This window comes from Rhodococcus sp. NPDC054953 (assembly GCF_053609225.1).
On record NZ_JBSGXD010000021.1, the window covers coordinates 48,254 to 64,972 of the forward strand.

General features: G+C 67.6%; 13 protein-coding genes, 1 pseudogene and 1 other annotated feature. Of the genes and pseudogenes, 2 read left to right on the forward strand and 12 right to left on the reverse strand.

What is annotated here, in order from left to right; all coding sequences use genetic code 11:
* The first annotated feature begins 18 nt into the window (after nt 1-18).
* Nucleotides 19-1,650 (forward strand): MFS transporter, encoded by a 1,632-nt coding sequence (locus tag ACWF62_RS14970; RefSeq protein WP_452630508.1) that lies wholly within the window; start codon nt 19-21, stop codon nt 1,648-1,650.
* A 100-nt stretch (nt 1,651-1,750) separates the two neighbouring features.
* On the opposite strand, the gene ACWF62_RS14975 is transcribed toward ACWF62_RS14970, so the two are convergent.
* The gene (locus tag ACWF62_RS14975; protein ID WP_378569576.1) at nt 1,751-2,455 is read right to left on the reverse strand and encodes a TetR/AcrR family transcriptional regulator; all 705 of its coding nucleotides are present in this window, start codon (nt 2,453-2,455) and stop codon (nt 1,751-1,753) included.
* 112 nt (nt 2,456-2,567) lie between these two features.
* Here ACWF62_RS14975 and ACWF62_RS14980 point away from each other — a divergent pair, with 112 nt between their 5' ends.
* Nucleotides 2,568-4,043, forward strand: a complete 1,476-nt coding sequence (locus ACWF62_RS14980; RefSeq protein ID WP_452630509.1) for an MFS transporter — start codon at nt 2,568-2,570, stop codon at nt 4,041-4,043.
* Nucleotides 4,044-4,641: 598 nt separating this feature from the next.
* On the opposite strand, the gene ACWF62_RS14985 is transcribed toward ACWF62_RS14980, so the two are convergent.
* From ACWF62_RS14985 to ACWF62_RS15035, 11 genes and pseudogenes are all read right to left on the reverse strand, one after another.
* A protein-coding gene (locus tag ACWF62_RS14985) for an IS3 family transposase (protein ID WP_452630510.1) occupies nt 4,642-5,894 on the reverse strand; the annotation gives its coding sequence in 2 pieces (ribosomal slippage) (nt 4,642-5,612 and nt 5,612-5,894; 1,254 coding nt in all).
* Nucleotides 5,485-5,613: a sequence feature (AL1L pseudoknot), on the reverse strand. Its footprint overlaps the gene before it by 129 nt.
* A 45-nt stretch (nt 5,895-5,939) precedes the next feature.
* Nucleotides 5,940-6,173 (reverse strand): annotated as a pseudogene (locus tag ACWF62_RS14990) (IS3-like element ISAar46 family transposase); the annotation flags it as partial.
* A 314-nt stretch (nt 6,174-6,487) separates the two neighbouring features.
* Nucleotides 6,488-6,970 (reverse strand): hypothetical protein, encoded by a 483-nt coding sequence (locus ACWF62_RS14995; protein ID WP_452630511.1) that lies wholly within the window; start codon nt 6,968-6,970, stop codon nt 6,488-6,490.
* Nucleotides 6,971-7,187: 217 nt separating this feature from the next.
* Complete coding sequence (locus tag ACWF62_RS15000) at nt 7,188-7,739, reverse strand: RNA polymerase sigma factor (protein ID WP_452630544.1); 552 nt, start codon at nt 7,737-7,739, stop codon at nt 7,188-7,190.
* Nucleotides 7,740-7,885: 146 nt separating this feature from the next.
* Nucleotides 7,886-8,287, reverse strand: a complete 402-nt coding sequence (locus ACWF62_RS15005) for a hypothetical protein (protein WP_452630512.1) — start codon at nt 8,285-8,287, stop codon at nt 7,886-7,888.
* Nucleotides 8,288-8,387: 100 nt separating this feature from the next.
* Nucleotides 8,388-9,260: a C39 family peptidase gene (locus ACWF62_RS15010; RefSeq protein ID WP_452630513.1), complete on the reverse strand. Its 873-nt coding sequence runs from the start codon at nt 9,258-9,260 to the stop codon at nt 8,388-8,390.
* Nucleotides 9,261-9,379: 119 nt separating this feature from the next.
* On the reverse strand, nt 9,380-10,495 hold the full coding sequence (locus tag ACWF62_RS15015) for a hypothetical protein (RefSeq protein WP_452630514.1): 1,116 nt from the start codon (nt 10,493-10,495) through the stop codon (nt 9,380-9,382).
* 246 nt (nt 10,496-10,741) lie between these two features.
* Complete coding sequence (locus tag ACWF62_RS15020; protein ID WP_452630515.1) at nt 10,742-12,676, reverse strand: Hsp70 family protein; 1,935 nt, start codon at nt 12,674-12,676, stop codon at nt 10,742-10,744.
* A 196-nt stretch (nt 12,677-12,872) separates the two neighbouring features.
* Nucleotides 12,873-13,187 (reverse strand): hypothetical protein, encoded by a 315-nt coding sequence (locus ACWF62_RS15025; RefSeq protein WP_452630516.1) that lies wholly within the window; start codon nt 13,185-13,187, stop codon nt 12,873-12,875.
* Between the two features lie 39 nt (nt 13,188-13,226).
* Nucleotides 13,227-14,645, reverse strand: coding sequence for a GTPase (locus ACWF62_RS15030; RefSeq protein WP_452630517.1), 1,419 nt, complete (start codon nt 14,643-14,645; stop codon nt 13,227-13,229).
* Nucleotides 14,642-16,498, reverse strand: a complete 1,857-nt coding sequence (locus ACWF62_RS15035) for a dynamin family protein (protein ID WP_452630518.1) — start codon at nt 16,496-16,498, stop codon at nt 14,642-14,644. Before ACWF62_RS15035 ends, ACWF62_RS15030 begins: the two co-directional genes overlap by 4 nt.
* Between the last annotated feature and the right edge of the window lie 221 nt (nt 16,499-16,719).

Here is a 16,719-nt window from a genome sequence, read left to right on the forward strand (position 1 = left end):
GCGATCTGGGGAGGCGTGATGGCGTCGGAGGTCGGCACCGAACCGGGAGCGGATCGGCGGGCGTGGATCGGGTTGGGGGTGCTGGCCGCCGGGCTGTCGATGATCGTCGTCGACGGCACGATCGTCGGCGTCGCGTTGCCGGTGATCATCGACGACCTCGACATGGACCTGACCGACGCGCAGTGGGTGAACAGCGTCTATTCGGTGGTGTTCGCGGCGCTGCTGCTGACGGCGGGCCGCCTCGGCGACCGCCTGGGGCGGCGCGCGATGTTCATCGCTGGCGTGGTGGTGTTCATGGCCGGCAGCCTGCTTGCCGCGCTCGCCGGGAGTGCGGCGGCGCTGATCGCTGCCCGGGTCGTGCAGGGTGTCGGCGGGGCGTTCGTGCTGCCAACGACGCTGTCGAGCGTGAACGCCACCTTCCGCGGCCGGGACCGGGTGATCGCGTTCGCGGTCTGGGGCGCGGTGATCTCCGGAATGGCGGCGATCGGCCCACTGCTCGGCGGCTGGCTGACCACCGCCTTCACGTGGCCGTGGATCTTCGTGGTGAATCTTCCGATCGGCGCGGCGGTTCTGGTGGGTGCGCTGCTGACGGTCCGGGAGACCCGCGCGACGATCACGGCGCCGGGCCTCGATGTCGACGGCCTGCTGCTGAGCGTAATCGGTTTCGGTGGCGTGATCTTCGCGCTCATCGAGGGGCAGAGCCTCGGCTGGTGGACACCGATCGCCGAGTTTGAGGTACTCGGATTCAGCTGGCCCGTCGACGCCCCGGTGTCGGTGGTCCCCGTCGCTGCCGCGGTCGGGGTGACCGCGCTGGTGCTGTTCGTGTGCTGGGAACGGCACCGGGCCGTGGGCAGCCACCGGTCGGCGATCCTCGACCTGAGCCTGTTCCGGGTGCCGACGTTCAGTTGGGGCAACCTGACGGCGCTGGCGGTCGCGATCGGCGAGTTCGGCCTGCTGCTGGTGCTGCCCCTGTTCCTCGTCAACGCGCTCGGCCTGACCACGATGGGCGCGGGCGTGGTGTTGGCGGCAATGGCGTTGGGGGCGTTCGCCTCCGGTGCCGCAGCCCGGCATCTCGCCGCCGCGATGGGCCCGACGCGGGTGGTGATCCTCGGGTTGGCGCTCGAGGCGGTGGGGGTCGCGGTGGTGGCGGTGTTCGTCTCGTCGACCGTCTCACCGTGGGTGCTGGCGGTGCTGCTCGCGGTGTACGGGTCGGGCCTGGGGTTGGCGTCGGCGCAGCTGACCGGCACGGTGCTCGCCGACATCCCGCCGGAGAAGTCCGGTGAGGGCTCGGCAACGCAAAGCACGTTCCGGCAGTTGGGGTCCGCGCTCGGGTCGGCGATCGTCGGCGCGGTGCTGTCGGTGTCGTTGGCGCACACGCTGACCGACCGGCTTGAGCCGGTCACGGCGGTGCCTGCGCCGGTGCAGGAGCAGTTGGTGACCGCGACCCGCGACTCGGCGGGCGGCACCATCGAGGGCCTGCGGGAACAGGGCGAGACCGGTCGGCTCGGCCCCGCCGGTCCGGAGGCGACGTCCGCGCTCGCCGAGGGATTCGGTGACGCGACCCGCATCTCGCTGTTTGCGGCGTCGGGGTTCCTCGCGCTCGGGTTGGTGAGCGCGACCGCACTGCATGTACGGACCCGCCGACTCTAGCGGCGATGACTACAACACCCACCGGCCTCGCCCGCCTTGACCAATTCCGAACGAGTAGCGCGATTCGTAGGGGTGTCTCGCGGTAGTCAGTGTCCGCACGTTAACGCGCGGTTCGGAGGTGCCATCGAATCTGTGTGATGACGGTGCCGACGAGGGTCTCGAACTGTTCGTCGGGGGTGGGCGTGGGGAACGTGGAGGCTTCCCGGAGCACTGGGATGTCCAGATCAGAGTGCTCGGTCAGCCACATTTCGGGGACGAGCGGGGCCCGTTCCGCTTCGTCAACGCCATCGGACGGATCGGTGCGGTGGTCGACCATGAGCGCGAAGGCGAGGATGAGCAGTGCCTGGTGACGATGCACGTCGAGTGCGGCAGGAAGGCTGAGGCCGACGGCGCGTAGGAAGGCTAGGAATCGGTCGAGCTGGATCAGTCGGTTGGGATGGATCGAGGCTGGCGGCGCATCCTCATCCAGGGCGACCAGGAGAGCTCGTGGCCAGCGGCGGTACAGCTCGCGCAGTGAGGTGGCGTAGTCCGTGACCGAGGCTTCCCACGCGTCGGGGTTCAGCTCCGGCGGGTTCCAGGCGGTGATCATCAGCCCGACGGCCAGGTCGATGACCTCCTGACGATCTTCGACGTAGTTGTAGAGCGCCCGCACGGTCACGCCCAACTCAGCGGCCAGCGCGCGCATCGTGATCGACCGGAATCCTTCTGCGCCAGCCATCTCCAGTGCCTTGGCTCCGATGATCTCGCGGGTCAGCACGGGACGACCCTTGCGGGTGGCTGGACGGCGACGCTGCGAGCTGGCCATGGCCCCATCGTAGGGCTTCCTCGCTAAACTTCACATGCGTTGACTTTTACCTTCCGACGACCCACGATGAGTAAGGCAACCCTTCACCGCACACCGAGAAGCCGAGGACCGCATGACAGCCGAGAAGTCCCGCCGCCTGCCACCGTTCAGCGGTGTCCTTGCACTGGTCATGGCCTCCACCGGGCTGGTGGTCATCGACATCACGATCGTCGCGCTCGGGCTACCGTTGATCAGCTCCGATGTCGCCGCTGGGGCCTCTGCCGAGTCGGTGGTGGTGACCTACATGGTCGCGATGGGGGCGCTCACCCAGGTTGTCGGAAGCCTGTCGGACCGGTGGGGCCGCAGGTCGTTGTTTCTCTCCGGGATCGTGGTCTTCACCCTCGCATCCCTGGCCGCGACACTCGCACCGACGCTGTGGTTCCTGAACGTGGCCCGCGTGATTCAGGGCGCCGGGGCGGCGGTCATCATGGTCAACGGCATTCCGCTGCTGGCCGGCCGCTATGCCGGCGAGGAACGCAACCTCGCCATCGGCGCCTGGGGGTCCTTCGTGACCGCGGCCGGGCTGCTCGCCCCCACGCTGGGCGGAGTCTTGATCGACGCCTTCGGGTGGCGGGCGATCTTCGCGATCAACCTGCCGCTGGGCGTCGCGACCTTCGCGCTGGCTGCTCGGGTGCTCCCCCGTACACCACAGGCGGCCACGCCCGATGCCGGGCCGGATTGGCTCGGCAGCCTGCTGCTGATGGCTGGCCTGGGCTCGGCCACCATGCTCATGCTCCGCCCCGAGGGGCCGTGGAGTAGCCAGGACGCTGCGCTGTTGGTCGTCGCTGTTGTGCTCCTGGCGGCGTTCATCGTGGTGCAATTTCGTGTGTCATCCCCGACGCTGGAACTGCGATTGTTCGCCCAGCCCGCCTTCACCGGGGCGATGCTGGCGGTGTTCCTCTCTCGGGTGCTGACCATCGGCGGCACGGTCTACCTCGTCCTCTACTTCGCCGATGCCCTGCGCCTGAGCCCGATTGCCGCCGGTCTGCTGATGACCCCGATCTTCATCGCGCAGATGATCACCGGAATGGTCGGCTCCAAACTGCTCAGCTATTGGGCGCCCGGCCTGGTGATCGGCCTCGGCTACGCGCTCAAAGGCGCCGGACTCATCGCACTCGCGCTGCTCATCACTCCCGACACTGCGTGGTGGGTGCTCCTCGTTCCTCTCCTGGCGTGGGGAGCAGGCGGCGGCATCGCCGGGGCTCCCGTGATGGCAGTCGCGGTCAACGTCACCGCTCCCGAACGGGTCGGCATGGTCGCCGGCAGCGTCTCCGCCCTGGCCTCCATCGGCGCCGGTGTCGGCACCGCAGCGCTCGGTGCCGTCTACACCCTGTACGGCGGCGCCGACCCGCAAGCGGTCACCGACGGCACCCGAGCCGTTCTCACCGCGTCCGCCCTGCTCTCCGCCCTCGCGGTGGCCACCACTCTGCTCCTGATCAACCCCCGCCGCGTCCCGGCGCCGGCCCGCCGCCACGAGGAACCGGCCGACAGGATTCCCGCGGGACTGGACCGCCTCAGGGAGCAGGAATCAGACACCAGAAAGGTGTAGACCACTGCATCGTCCCTCACGCAACAATGGCGACCGGTCGGCCAATGCTGGAGCAATGCCAAGGACAGCGCTTCGCGGCGGGAAGTCGTCGCCTGGCGTTCTCGACACCGCGCCTGTGAATGCTCACTGAGTTGCTGCGACGGCAGCTTCTAACGGGGGCGAGATACGGTCGCAGCCATGTTCCCGTGGGCCATGCGGGTGGTCCCTGCCTGTCAGGGTGAGTTGAGCCCTGCTCCACCGTCCCTGATTGAGATCTGACCCTCGACCATTGCGGGCGTGGTCCCGGATTCAGGACACGGCTGAGCTACTGGCCTGACCGGAATTTCCACTTGTGTCCGCGGTCGACCCTGCTCGGGCCTGTGGTCAGGTGACTGCTTGTTTTGAGCCGGCCGCGGTGTCGAACAGATGCGCCGCCAGGCCGAGTCCGGGCGGGAATGTTGATGGATCCAGGCTCAGCTCAGAGCGTCAAGAGGAATTGTCAATAGTTGTGGATCTGGGCTGAATCACTCCCCCGAAACGGGGGCGGTGTAGACGGAGATGCGTAGTCCGTCGTCGGGTAGGTGCAGGTCCGATGAACCGCCCCGGCATGTCCGGAGACCTACTGAAATGAGAACTCAGCGACGGGCTGAGTTCCGTGGTGACGGTAGTAGAGGGCCTCGTACTCGACCGGAGGCAGGTCCCCGCAGTGCTCGTACAACCGTCGGTGGTTGAACCAGTCGACCCATTCGAGGGTGGCGACTTCGACCTGGTCAACGGTCCGCCACGGCCCCTGCGCCTTGATCAACTCGGTCTTGTAGAGGCCGTTGATCGATTCGGCGAGTGCGTTGTCGTAGCTGTTGCCGGTGGCACCGATCGACGCGTCGATACCGGCCTCGACGAGCCGGTCGGTGAAGGCCACGGATGTGTATTGCGACCCGCGGTCGTGGTGATGAATCAGACCGGTCAGATCCCCGATGCCTTCCCGCTGCCGGGTCCAGATCGCGTGCTCGATCGCGTCGAGCACCAACTGTGAGGTCATCGAGGTGGCAGTGCGCCAACCGACGATCCGGCGGGCGTACGCATCGATCACGAACGCCACATACACCCACCCGGACCATGTTGACACGTAGGTGAAGTCCGCTACCCACAACACATTTGGCGCATCCGCGCAGAACTGACGTTGCACCAGGTCGTCGGGTCGGTCGGCCTGTGGGTCGGCGAAGGTGGTCCGCTTCTTCTTCCCGCGACGGGCACCTTCGAGGCCCAACTCCTTCATCAGCCGTTCGACGGTGCAGCGGGCGACGTCGATGCCCTCGCGGTGGCATTGCAGCCACACCTTGCGGGCTCCGTAGACGCAGTAGTTCTCCCGGTGAACGCGGGCGATCTCGACCTTGAGTTCGGTGTCGCGGACCTGCCGCTTGCGCGGCTGCCGCCGGCGTGCGCAGGCGTCGTAGTAGGTGGACGGCGCGATCTTGCATCCGTGTGCGGTGAGCACCCGGCAGATCGGCTCGACGCCGTACTCCTGCTTGTGCTCGTCGATGTAGTTGACGATCACCGATTGCGGCGGTCGAGCTCCGCCGCGAAGAAAGTCGACGCCGATTTCAGAATATCGTTGGCACGCTTGAGTTCTCGGTTCTCCGCTCGCAGTTTGCGGAGCTCTTCGGCCATCTCACTGGTGACTCCGGGACGCTTCCCAGAGTTGACCTGGTCGCGGCGGACCCAGGTCAACAGTGTCTGCGCTGACCCGATGCCCAGCTTCGCTGCGACGGACTCGATCGCCGCCCATTCCGACGAGTACTCGCTGCGGACCTCGGCGACCATCCGCACCGCCCGCTCACGCAGCTCGGCCGGGTACTTCCTCGAACCTGACATGACTCCATCCTTCCCAAGATGAAGTCTCCGGACTCACCGGGGCGATTCAGCGGTGAGCTTACCGACCTTCGTGCCCGCTGGTTTGCCGTCGAGGATGCCGGCGTCTTGTTGCTTGCGCCACTCGCTGATCAGCGACGAGTACAGGCCTTCTCGGCGCAGGTAGGCACCGCCCTCGTTGCTCTGGCAGGCCTGCTCATACGCGGCCAGGTGCGCGAGCTTGTCCGCCGGGGTGAACGCACGCCGACGGGGGCCGTCGGCACGAGGATGCGAGGAGTCCATGCGGGTATTGTCCCCGGCCACGGCCAGGCTGGAAATCGTCATCGAAGAGTTGATCCGTATCTCGCCCTGCAGGCGGGGTTGCTGTGAACCGTTGGACTCAACTCACCCTGACACGCAGGGCGCCGCCCGTCGCGGAGACTGGATGTGACCTGATCGCCGGGTGTCCCGAAAGCCCATCCCATCGACTGGATCCCAGATCAGGGCCCGGACACCTGCTGGGGGAAATGACGCTCCCACCACTCCTGGGACTTACCCCGTCCGCCCATCAGTGTGCGAGTTCAGCCCGCCCCTGTACGGGCTGAACTCGCCAGCTATCAGCCGATGTCGAGGCCGCTGTCCTGGTGGATGTCGGTGGCGTCGTAGCTGCCATATGCGGCGGAGTCGCCATACGCGTCGAGCCCGGATTCTGCGGCGATGTCCAGCTCCGGCAATCCACTCTCTCCGATATCCAGACTGATACCGAGCCCTCCGCCAGCGGCGATACCGGCGTCCCCGGAGGCAACGCCGTCAACGGACGTCACCGACACATCGGTGGTCCCGGCGTCGGTGTCCGCGGAGGCGTCGAGCGAGTCGTAGCTGCCGTAGGCGTCGTAGCCAGCGTCCGCAGCGACACCGCCCTCGATGACCGCGCTGATGCCCTCGGCCGGATCGAGGGTGACCTCAAGGCTCGAGCTGGCCTGCACACCAGCGTGGGTGGCGATGCCCGCATCGATCGACTGCGAGGAGACGGTGGTGGTGCCAGGCTGCTCGAGGAGGTCGCTCAGATCGATGCTCGTCGGGTCGAGGGGAGTGCTCATCGGATTCGATTCCTTATCGGCTGGGAGGCGAGCTGTTCTCGCCTGCTCACTGATAGTTGGATGCGGTCCGACCGTGAAAGGTTCCCGGGCGCCCAAAGTTTCAGGACAAGAACCGATGCCATCCAGGGACAGATGACCTCGGTGACCTGCCGGAGCCGCAGCAGAAGCCCAATAGTGGACACCCGGCTGGTACCGGGAGGCGGTCACGCGGCAGGTGTTACGCCTGTCGCGTGCGCAGTAGTGCGAGGGTGTCCGCGAGCTGCTTGCGGGCGCGGTGGATCCGCGTCTTCACCGTGGCCACGGACACCTGCTGGTGCTCGGCGATGTCGGCATACGGGAGGTCAGCGAACTCGGCGAGGACGATCGCAACACGAAAATCTTCGGGGAGCTGATTCAGTGCGGCGTGGACGGCATCGGTGAGGACGACGCGTTCATCGAAGACGGCGTTGTCGTCGGCGAGGTCGATCCGAGGACCATCGTCGTCGGAGTCGTCGAGGGTATCGGTGGTCTTGCGGCGCCGCACGAGCGCGAGGGCAGCGTTGGTGGCGATGCGGTGCAGCCAGGTATTGAAGCGAGCATCGCCGCGGAACTTGTGCAGGTTCTGCCACGCAGCGATCAGGGCGTCCTGGAGCGCGTCTTCGGCGTCGTGGATGTTGCCGGTGATCTGCAGGCACACATGCCAGGCGTTGGTGCGGTAGCGGCTGGTCAGTTCGGCGAAGGCTGCGTGGTCACCTGTGTGGCACGCGGCCAGTAGTTCCGCGTCATCCATCGCCGCCCCCAGCTCCCCACTCGTGATGTCGTCGGCGCGCTCCGCGGGTGCGCCGAAGGCGAATCGTACCGGCGGCACCGCGAGCCTCGGCGGCCACCGTGCCCCAAGGCCGGATATGCCCGAGTCGCCTCGATGGCCGAGACCAGTCAGTACAGGTCGCCGCCGATGTCCGGGCCGGCGCCACCGTCGAAGCCGTCATCGGTGGTGAGATCAACCGCGTCGACAGACAGGTCGGGGGCAAGGCTGTCACCGTGGTCGACAGGCAGGTCGAGGTCGTCGCTGTCGCCCGCGTTGATGGCGTCGTTCGCATCGTCGAGATCGACGGCCGCGTCGTCGTCGGCGGCGAGAGAATCATCGGCGTCGTCGAGGATGATCTCGCCGTCATCGTCTGGAATCACGGGGGTGTCGTCCATCTCGGGGACGAGGTCGGGATCGACGGCCTCGGTGGTCGGATCGAGCGCGACCGACAGGACCCGCTCCCACACGTCGTCCGGCAGCGGAGGCATCGCATCGGCCAGCGTCGTGAGCAGCGGCTCGTCCGGGTCCATCACTTAACCTCGTTGTCTTCTCGGGCTGCGGCTCGGCGCCGCGGGGATTGGGAGGATCGGGTGCGGTCACAGTGCCTGCGTCTGTGACCAGTGTGCCTGCTCAGCGTCGAGATGAGCTGAGGCGGATGATCGCGGACCGGTCGGCCGGCACCGCCGTGGGCTGGTCGAGCAGGCCGGAGTCGGGGGCATCGGTGACGAGCATCTGGTGACCGGAGTCGGCCCACGCCTGCTCGAACTGCTCGATGGGGACCTCGAGCTGGTTGCCCGACGGCACACCGGGGTCGGAGAGGATAACCACACCGCGGGTGTCGTCGATCCCAGCGACGACGAGCACATGATCGGCGGTGTCGTCCTCACCGGATTCCTGATCCGGTTGCCAGATTTCTCCTGAGTCGACCATGGCGATCACCCCGTAGCCGCCGTCGAGCCGGGCGCGGAGGTCGTCGAGGGAACTGTCGGTGATGGTGGCTGGCACGCCCTGGTCCTCGAGGAGGGCCTCGATGTTCGGCAGTGACATCCCGTCGCCGGGGTCGCCCATCAGACCGAGTTCGGTGGCGCGGTCGACGAGTTGCTGCGGGTCGGTGATGGTGGCGCCGGTGTATTGGGAGACGATCTGCGCGACCGCGGACGGGCCGCAGTATCCATCGACCTGCTGGTAGAACCAGTTGAGTGTCCAGGCCACCGGGTTGCCGTGGATGCCGTCGTCGCCGTCGGTGGCCGGATCCATCGACGCAGGTTCACCGTCCTGGATCTGCGGGTCGGTCAGATCGGGGATGTCGTCCGCGAGCACGGTTCCCGCAGTCTCACCCTCCGTCGGTGTCGAGGGTGCCGACGGGGTCGGCTCGGCCTCGGGTGTGGTCGGGATGTCGGTGTCGGTGGGGAGTAGATCGTCAGTGGCGGAGGCGGAGTCGTCGATCACCGTGGTGTGCTCGCTGCCGGACCAGATGTCGGCGGCCGGATCGAGGTCGTCCATCGTCGGATCCTCCCTGATGTCGTGGTTGATTCCCGGCTTTCGCGGAGGCGGGTGAAGCGTGGGTGCCGCACGGCCCCGGAACAGTTCCGGGGCCGTGCGGCCGGGAGACCGGTTCCGAACTAGGCCAGGTCGCCCGGGAGTTCGTCGGTGACCGGCGGCTCGTAGGTGTCGGTGCCAGTCTGGGCGTGGTAGCTGTCGCCTTCCGGGATCAGCGACTCGTAGGTGCTGATGTCGCCGAGGGAGCCGACCCCGTTGTCGGCGGAGGTCATGTACGACTCCTGGGTGCCGTCGTTGTCGTCGTCGGAGTTGGCCAGGTCGAATGCGCCGTCGCCGTCGGTGTCGACGAGGGTGGTGTTGACGATGCCGTCGCCGTCGGTGTCGAGGGCCACCGAGTCGAAGCGGCCGTTGCCGTCGGAGTCGACCAGGTGGGTGTCCGCCGCGCCGTCGCCATCGGTGTCGAACTTGCTGCCGACGATCCGCGTTCCGTCGCTGCTGATCTCGTCCTGGCGGACCGGCGAACCGGTGACCGGGTCGAGGTAGGTCACCAGGTCGACATCACCGTCGTCGTCCTTGTCCTCGGCGACGCGGACGGTGCCGTTGGAGTTGGGGTTGGAGGCGGTCTCGTAGGTGCCGTTGCTGTCGGTGTCCTGTTCGACGAGGGTGACGGTGCCGTCGTCGGCGACGTGGGTGATGGTCTCGATGCCGTCGACGCGGGCGTGGATGACATCGACGTTGCCATCGCCGTCGACGTCGCGGGGCGAGTAGTAGTCGATGTTGCCTTCGCTGGCGACCGGCTCGCTCGGAGCGGGGGCGGGCTCGGAGACCGGCTGCGCAGCACCGTCGACCGTGACCTCGGTGGTGGCCGTGGCCGTGGCGGTCGAGGAGGTCGTCGTGGTGGTGTAGGACGCGGTGGCCGGATCGCCGACCACGTCGGCGGTAGCAGGGGCTTCCTGCCCGGCGGGGGCGGACTCGGCGGAAGCGGTGGCTGCGGTGGGGTCGGTCACGGGGGTCTCCTCAGGTGCGGGTGCAGGCTCGGTGGCAGGTGCAGGTTCGGGGGCCGGAGCAGGAGCAGGGGCGCTACCGGAGTTGACGATCTCGTCGATCTCCTCGTCGACAGCGTTCGAGAGGGCGTCGAGCTTCTCGTCCGTGCTCAGATTCGGGTCGGTGGCAATGTCGGTCAGCTCCGCCTCGTACTCGGCGAGATCGGCGTCGGTGTACTCGTTGGGGTTGCTCATCTTCTCGTCCTTACTCGTCGTTGTCGCGATGTCCGCGCTCGGTGTCGCGTCGTTGTTGATAGTTGGATGCAGCCAACCCGCCGAAAGGTTCCCGCCAGTCCCAAAAACTTCCCCGAACCACCCCGGAAGCCTTCTGAACTGGCGGAACCCCGGCTCGGGTGCACACGCAAAGGGGGCTGCCGAACGACGTTACGTTCGGCAGCCCCCACGAATGCGCGGCGGAGCGTCACCCCTCGGCGGCCGGGTCTAGTTGATCAACCCGGCACGATTCAGGAAGGTCTTGGCGCCGTCGAGGCCCTGAGCGCCGTTGAACGAGGCCATCACCCCGGTACTGCTGTTGGCGTACCAGATCGAGAAGGTGTCGTTATAGCCCGGCCCGTCGATGTGTGCGGCCGCGATACGTCCAGTGTCCTCGACGATCTCATTCGTCTCCGCAGCGCTGTCGTTCTGGAAGCCTTGCCGGATCCCGATTACCCTCTTCTTCGCTTCCTTGGGATCCACCGAGACAATGATCGACGAGAAGCTGTCAGGAACGGTGACTCCCGCGGTCAGGGCGCTGCCATCCTTGATCGTGCACTGTAGCTGCAGGCCGCCGTTCTCCGTCTCACCAGAGGTCTTACATTCCTCAAGGTCGTTGCTCAATGCCGAGGGAAGAGCCGCCAGTACAGCATCCTTCGTCGACGGAGGAGTGCCAGCACCACCACCGTCGCCGCCTGAGGACACCAGCTCGGTCCCTTCCGCAGTGGAACTCCCGTTGCCCGCCGCGACGGTGGGTTCAGTCGCCGGTTCGTCACCACCGCTGAGAGCGAACACCCCCACCCCGACACCGATGGCCACCACCGCCACCGCCGCGGCGACAATCAGGCCCCACTTACCCTTCCCGCCTGCCGCGGCGGGCTGCGGTGCCGGCTCTGCTGGCACCCACCCGGGGGGGGCGGCCGCCGGGGAAGGACCCGCGGCGGGCCACCCCGGCCCGGGGGCACCGCCCGCGGCGTAGGGGTGCCCACCACCGGCAGGAGGCGGTGTGGGGCGCGGCGCCGAGACAGGCGCCGGTCCGGCCGCGAGGTGGGGACCTGGCTGGGCGCCGAGACCACGCACGATCGGTGCGGCAGCAGCAAGCGCACCCTGCGCGACCACGGTCTTCGGGTCATCCAGCGTGGCGATCGGACCAAGTTCCTTGAGGCGTTCGTGCACGATCGGAATCCGCGACGAACCACCCGTCAGATACAGGGCTTCGAGTCCGCTCGGGTCGCTGACGTGCGCGTCGGCCAACGTCGCCCGGGTCAGCGCAACCGCCTTCCCCAACGCCGGGGAGATCAGTTCCTCGAACTCCTCACGGGTGATCTGGAAACGCTCGACCCGCCCGGCCGCGGCGACGGTGATCGTCGCCGACGGCGCCTCCGACAGCAGTTCCTTCGCCCGGCGGATCGAATCCTCAAGCGCGTACCGCACATCCATCGGCGCCTGCGACCGCAGGTATCCGAGGAGCTCCGGGTCGCGGACCTCCAGCTGTTGGTCGACCCACCGGCGGACGAACGCATCCAGGTTCTTGCCACCGAGGCCGTTGTCGCCGCGGGCGGCGACCACGTCGAAGGTTCCCGCCTCGTTGGCTTCGAGGACCGCGATGTCGAGGGTGCCGCCACCGAAGTCGAACACCGCGATCTTCGTTCCCGGCGCGAGGGTGTTTGCCCGCGAGTAGTAGTGGGCCGCCGCCCGCGGCTCGGAGACCGTCTTGATCTTCGACGCGTCGAGGCCGAGTTTGGCGGCAGCGTCGAGCAGGACCTGGATCTCGCGCGGCGACCACGCCTCCGGGTGGGTCAGGACCAGTTCCGTCGGCGCGGTTCCCCCGTGTGCGCCGGTCGCCCGGTCCATCACCGATTCGAGAACCGCCGCCACCGGCACCGACGCGGGCATGTCGTAGCCGTTGACGTTGACCATGCCCTGCGCGACGACCCGCTTCGGTGACGGCATGTAGGCGGCGGGGTTCGTTTCGGCGCGGTCGGTCGCGACGTCGCCGACCTCGATCCGGTCCGGTGCCTCGACGAACACCGCCGAGGACATGGTGGTGCGGTTGTGGCTCAGCTGCAGGGCCTCCACCGACCCGGAGACCGCGGCGGTGTGCGCGGCCGCGGTGTTCGAGGTGCCGAAGTCGATTCCGAGAACCCAGTCACGCGCCGACATCAGCACTCGCCCTTCACAGCACCCCGAAGCGGAGTCGGACATGGGTGGCGGCGGGGCTGGGTCATGAGGGTCGGTCCTTTCACGGTCTCGTGAACAGTCGTCTGTTCACGGGTCGACTAGTTGGATGCGCGGCACGTTGCGAAAGGTTCCCGACTGTGGAGAAAACATCACCGGGGGTCGCATGCGCGAAGGGATGTCAGATCATCGACGCGATGAGGGTGACCCGGTCCGGGGCGAATCCCGCCACCTCCGCCGCCTCCCGCACCCGCTGGACCTGCTCACCACTCCACGCGCGCGGATGGGTGAGGGCCAACGCGTCGGGGCCCGTCACGACACCGGTGAGGCGGGCGTGAACCACCGCGGCACGGGCCACGGCCGCGGCGATAAGCATCTGCGGCGCGGAATCGGCCATCGCACGCTCCTGCGCGGACAGCGGCAACGGTTCGGTGCTTCCCGTCGCTGAGTCGATCACGGCGGCGGTGACACTGCGGCCGATGGTGATGATCAACATGGTCGAACGGTGCATGAGCCCCCCTCGGATACTGGCAGGTCAGCCCGCGAAGCGGGTGTAGGCGTTGACGAGGACCACCAGGGCGGCGTCCTCGGCGGCGGTCATCGTCGACAGGGCCTGCGTGTGCGCCCACGAACGCTTCTGCTGGGCCTGGGCGTGCACCTCGTCGGCGGTGGCATGGGGCGGCAGACCGAGTTTGCCTGCCGCGGTGGGCTGCTCGACCATCCGGCGCAGCTCGTCCGTCACCGGGGACGCCGGGTCGGCTTCGAGCATCGCCTCGAGATGCTGAAACAACACCACCGTGTGCAGGGCCGGATCCGAACGCAGATGGTCGGCGATCGACCGGATCTGGTCCCGCGCCGGATGCGAGTAGGCCAGGAGGTCGAGTTCACGGATGATCCGGCTCGCCCGCCGCACCGCGGCGAACGCACCGAGATGGTGGGCGAGGACCGTACGCAGGTGCGGGACACCGGAGCGGGCAACCAACCAGTCATTGAGCGCGGCGGCGCCGCCAGCGGCGATGGCGCGGCCGTGGAGCACCCCATACTCGCCGAGCAGCTCCGCCAACCGGCCCCGCACCTCCGGCGGCACCACGGCGGGGTCGTCGGAGTCGAGCAGATCGATCAGGTCCAGCGGTGCGACGCCGCCCAGCGCGGCCAGCGCACGAGCATCGGCTTCGGTCAATGCGCCGGTATGGGAGGTTTCGGAGAGCAGCCCGGCGATCGGCAGCACCGTCATCACCGAGCCACGCAACTGGTCAGCGAGCTTGACCGCGTGCACGGCGGCATGCTCAAGCGGATCCCGCACCCCCAACGCGCCCTCACCGAACCCGTCGGCCCGCGAGAGCACCCCAAGCGTGGTCAACGGGGTGAACCCGAGCTGACTCAGGAACTCGACCTCATCCGCCCGCGGCGTCGAATCGAACAGGAACACCGCCGCATCCGCGTCGACCGACGCGGTGCGGGTCTGCTCAAACCCATCGATCAACACCCGCCGGGTCCGGGCCTCGTTCTCCGAGGTCAGCGTCGCCAACCCGGGGGTATCGACGAGCGTGTAGTCGCGGATCGCCGCCGACGGCAGCCACCGGTGCAGGTACGCAACCTGATCCGGGTCGGCCGGAAGCCCGGCGACCTGCCCACGGACGGTGTCCACCGGGATCCGGGTGCCGTCGAGCAGCACCGCCTCGGCTCGAGACGGGGCGCCGTCCTGGTAGACCGCCACCACACTGGTGGCCTCGAGTGCGGCGGTCTCGGCGACCGGCGCACCGATCAACGCGTTCACCAACGTCGACTTCCCGGCCTTGAGGCGGCCGACGATCACAATCCGCGGAGGCGACCACAGAATCGCCCCGATCCGGTTGGCGTGGCCAGCCAACTCCGGACCGAGCGCAGCCAAACCGTGCAGGGCCCGGTCGAGGCTCGCACGAACCGGATCCAGCGGGGCGGCGGGCGCGGTCATCGGCTACCCCCGCCCGCGGTGGTGGTGAGTTCGGTGATCAACGCTTCGGCGCGGCCGATGTTGCCGGTGACCACCTTCAGATTCCCCTCCAGCCGGGTGAGCTTCTTCTCCCGGCTCGCCTTGTCGGTGCGGGCGGCGTCCTCAGCTGCCTTGATCTGCTTCTGCAGCGCCTCGATCGACGACTTGAGATGCTCGCGGTAGCGGATGACGATCTCCGGCCGCACCAACGCGATCGCCGAGTCGAGTCCGCGGGCGGTGGTGGTCTTGGTGGTACCGATCGTCTCCCGCATCCACGCGATCAGGTTCGTCTTGCCGGCGCGCATCGCCTTGAACCCCAAGTTGAATCCGACCCACGCGACACCGACGACGGCACCGACCCCGACGAGGGCGGACACCCCGATCAGCCCGCCGATCATCGATGACCCCATCACGCCCATGGTGATCATCGACGGATCAAGAAGGCCCTGCCGCTTGCCGGTGACCTGATGGGTTTCGACCTTGCGGCCGGACAGTTCCGCGAGAACTTGCGCGGAGATCTCGTTCCACACCACCTCGGACTCGAAGCGGGGTGCGACGATCTTGTCGTGGAGCTGTTCGAGGAACACGGTGATCGCCCCGGCCATCGCCGCCTGAAAGTCGTGTTCCATCTCGGCGGTGAAGTGCTGCGGATTCTTCCGCAGCACGGCCATCCCGTTCTTGTTGATCCGGGTGGTCCACTTCTCCCGAATCTGATCGAGGGAGCGGTCGAGGTCGTCGGTGGCGTTCTGCCGGATCAGCGTCATATCCCGCTGCAGGTGCAACTCCCACTGCTGAGAGTGATCCTTGAGTGACTGCAACTCTTCGAGCTGCGCGGTCAAGTCCGGGATGACTTCGGCGCCCTTGGTGAGTGTCTCGATCTGCGAGCTCATGTCGGCGGACAGGGTCCGCAGCCCCTCGACCGCAGTGCGCAACCCATTGGCAGCCGGAAGGTTCTCGGCGACCGCGAGCTTCGTGTGGATCAACCGGCGCAGTTCGGTGATCCCGGACCGCCGTTCGACGAGGTCACGGTCCGATCCGGGTGGCATCTGCGCGGCCAGGACCGCCCGCAGGCTCGAGACTCCCAACACCGGCACATCCCGGCCAAGATGCTCACGCAGCAGCGCCCGGTTCTGCTCGACGATCGGCTTCCAGCGGCGCACGTTCTTGTCGGTCTTGGTGACCACAACGATCAGCGACTCGACCGCGGACCCGGTATCACGGATGAACGCCATCTCCGGCGCCGTGATCGGGGTGGTCGCATCGCACACGATCACCAACACACACGCCTGGGCCGCCGACGCCGACGCCAAACCCGCGTACGACGGATCCAACCCACCGACCCCGGGAGTGTCGATCACCGTCACGTCACCGAGACGACTGCCAGCGACCGGGACGATCGCCCGCGTCGGCAACATCTCGATCCGCGGGTCGAGGACGTGGATGCCCTCGCAGGACACCCAGTCAGCAAGCTCCCCGTGCGGGATCTGCTCGGTGCGGTCGGGGAAGAGCAGCTGCGCGGTCCCGCCCGGCTGCTCGTCGGTCGCCTCACCCAGAGAGATCGTCGTCGACGTCGTCACGTCCACCCCGACGGGGGAGGCGTCGCGCCACCCCACCAAAGCGTTGACCAGAGAACTCTTGCCGCGCTTGACCTCGCCGACCACCACCACCGACCGGGTCTGCTCGGCCCCCGAAGCGCGGTGCAGCACAAGCTCACTCAGCTCGTCCTGCCCGAACGGCCGCAGGATCTTTCCCGTAATCGACGCCAACAGGGCATCGGCACGCTGTCGTGGCGTCGCGGCATCGCCGGTCGTACTCGGCTGCTGTGCGACGTCCACAAGGTTCCTTCCGCTGCGGCAGCACCGGCCGGGGTCGGCGGCGCGGGTCAGACACTAGCCCGGCCCCACCGCAGGCCCGGCGCGCAGGTCGCTCCCACACCCTCCTTTCGGTGTGAGCTGGGACACGATTGCGCAGGGTGGGGAACCTCCCGCCGCCGTCGGTGCATCCAACCTGATGACATCACCTCGCCGGGACTAACAAGGGTCGGCGGCGGGGACGA

Excerpts from the sequence above, each read along its gene's own strand:
- ACWF62_RS14970 (WP_452630508.1), top strand. The coding sequence starts at position 19 with ATGGCGTCGGAGGTCGGCACCGAACCGGGAGCGGATCGGCGGGCGTGG.
- ACWF62_RS14975 (WP_378569576.1), bottom strand. The coding sequence starts at position 2,455 with ATGGCCAGCTCGCAGCGTCGCCGTCCAGCCACCCGCAAGGGTCGTCCC.
- ACWF62_RS14980 (WP_452630509.1), top strand. The coding sequence starts at position 2,568 with ATGACAGCCGAGAAGTCCCGCCGCCTGCCACCGTTCAGCGGTGTCCTT.
- ACWF62_RS14995 (WP_452630511.1), bottom strand. The coding sequence starts at position 6,970 with ATGAGCACTCCCCTCGACCCGACGAGCATCGATCTGAGCGACCTCCTC.
- ACWF62_RS15000 (WP_452630544.1), bottom strand. The coding sequence starts at position 7,739 with ATGGATGACGCGGAACTACTGGCCGCGTGCCACACAGGTGACCACGCA.
- ACWF62_RS15005 (WP_452630512.1), bottom strand. The coding sequence starts at position 8,287 with ATGGACCCGGACGAGCCGCTGCTCACGACGCTGGCCGATGCGATGCCT.
- ACWF62_RS15010 (WP_452630513.1), bottom strand. The coding sequence starts at position 9,260 with ATGGACGACCTCGATCCGGCCGCCGACATCTGGTCCGGCAGCGAGCAC.
- ACWF62_RS15015 (WP_452630514.1), bottom strand. The coding sequence starts at position 10,495 with ATGAGCAACCCCAACGAGTACACCGACGCCGATCTCGCCGAGTACGAG.
- ACWF62_RS15020 (WP_452630515.1), bottom strand. The coding sequence starts at position 12,676 with ATGTCGGCGCGTGACTGGGTTCTCGGAATCGACTTCGGCACCTCGAAC.
- ACWF62_RS15025 (WP_452630516.1), bottom strand. The coding sequence starts at position 13,187 with ATGTTGATCATCACCATCGGCCGCAGTGTCACCGCCGCCGTGATCGAC.
- ACWF62_RS15030 (WP_452630517.1), bottom strand. The coding sequence starts at position 14,645 with ATGACCGCGCCCGCCGCCCCGCTGGATCCGGTTCGTGCGAGCCTCGAC.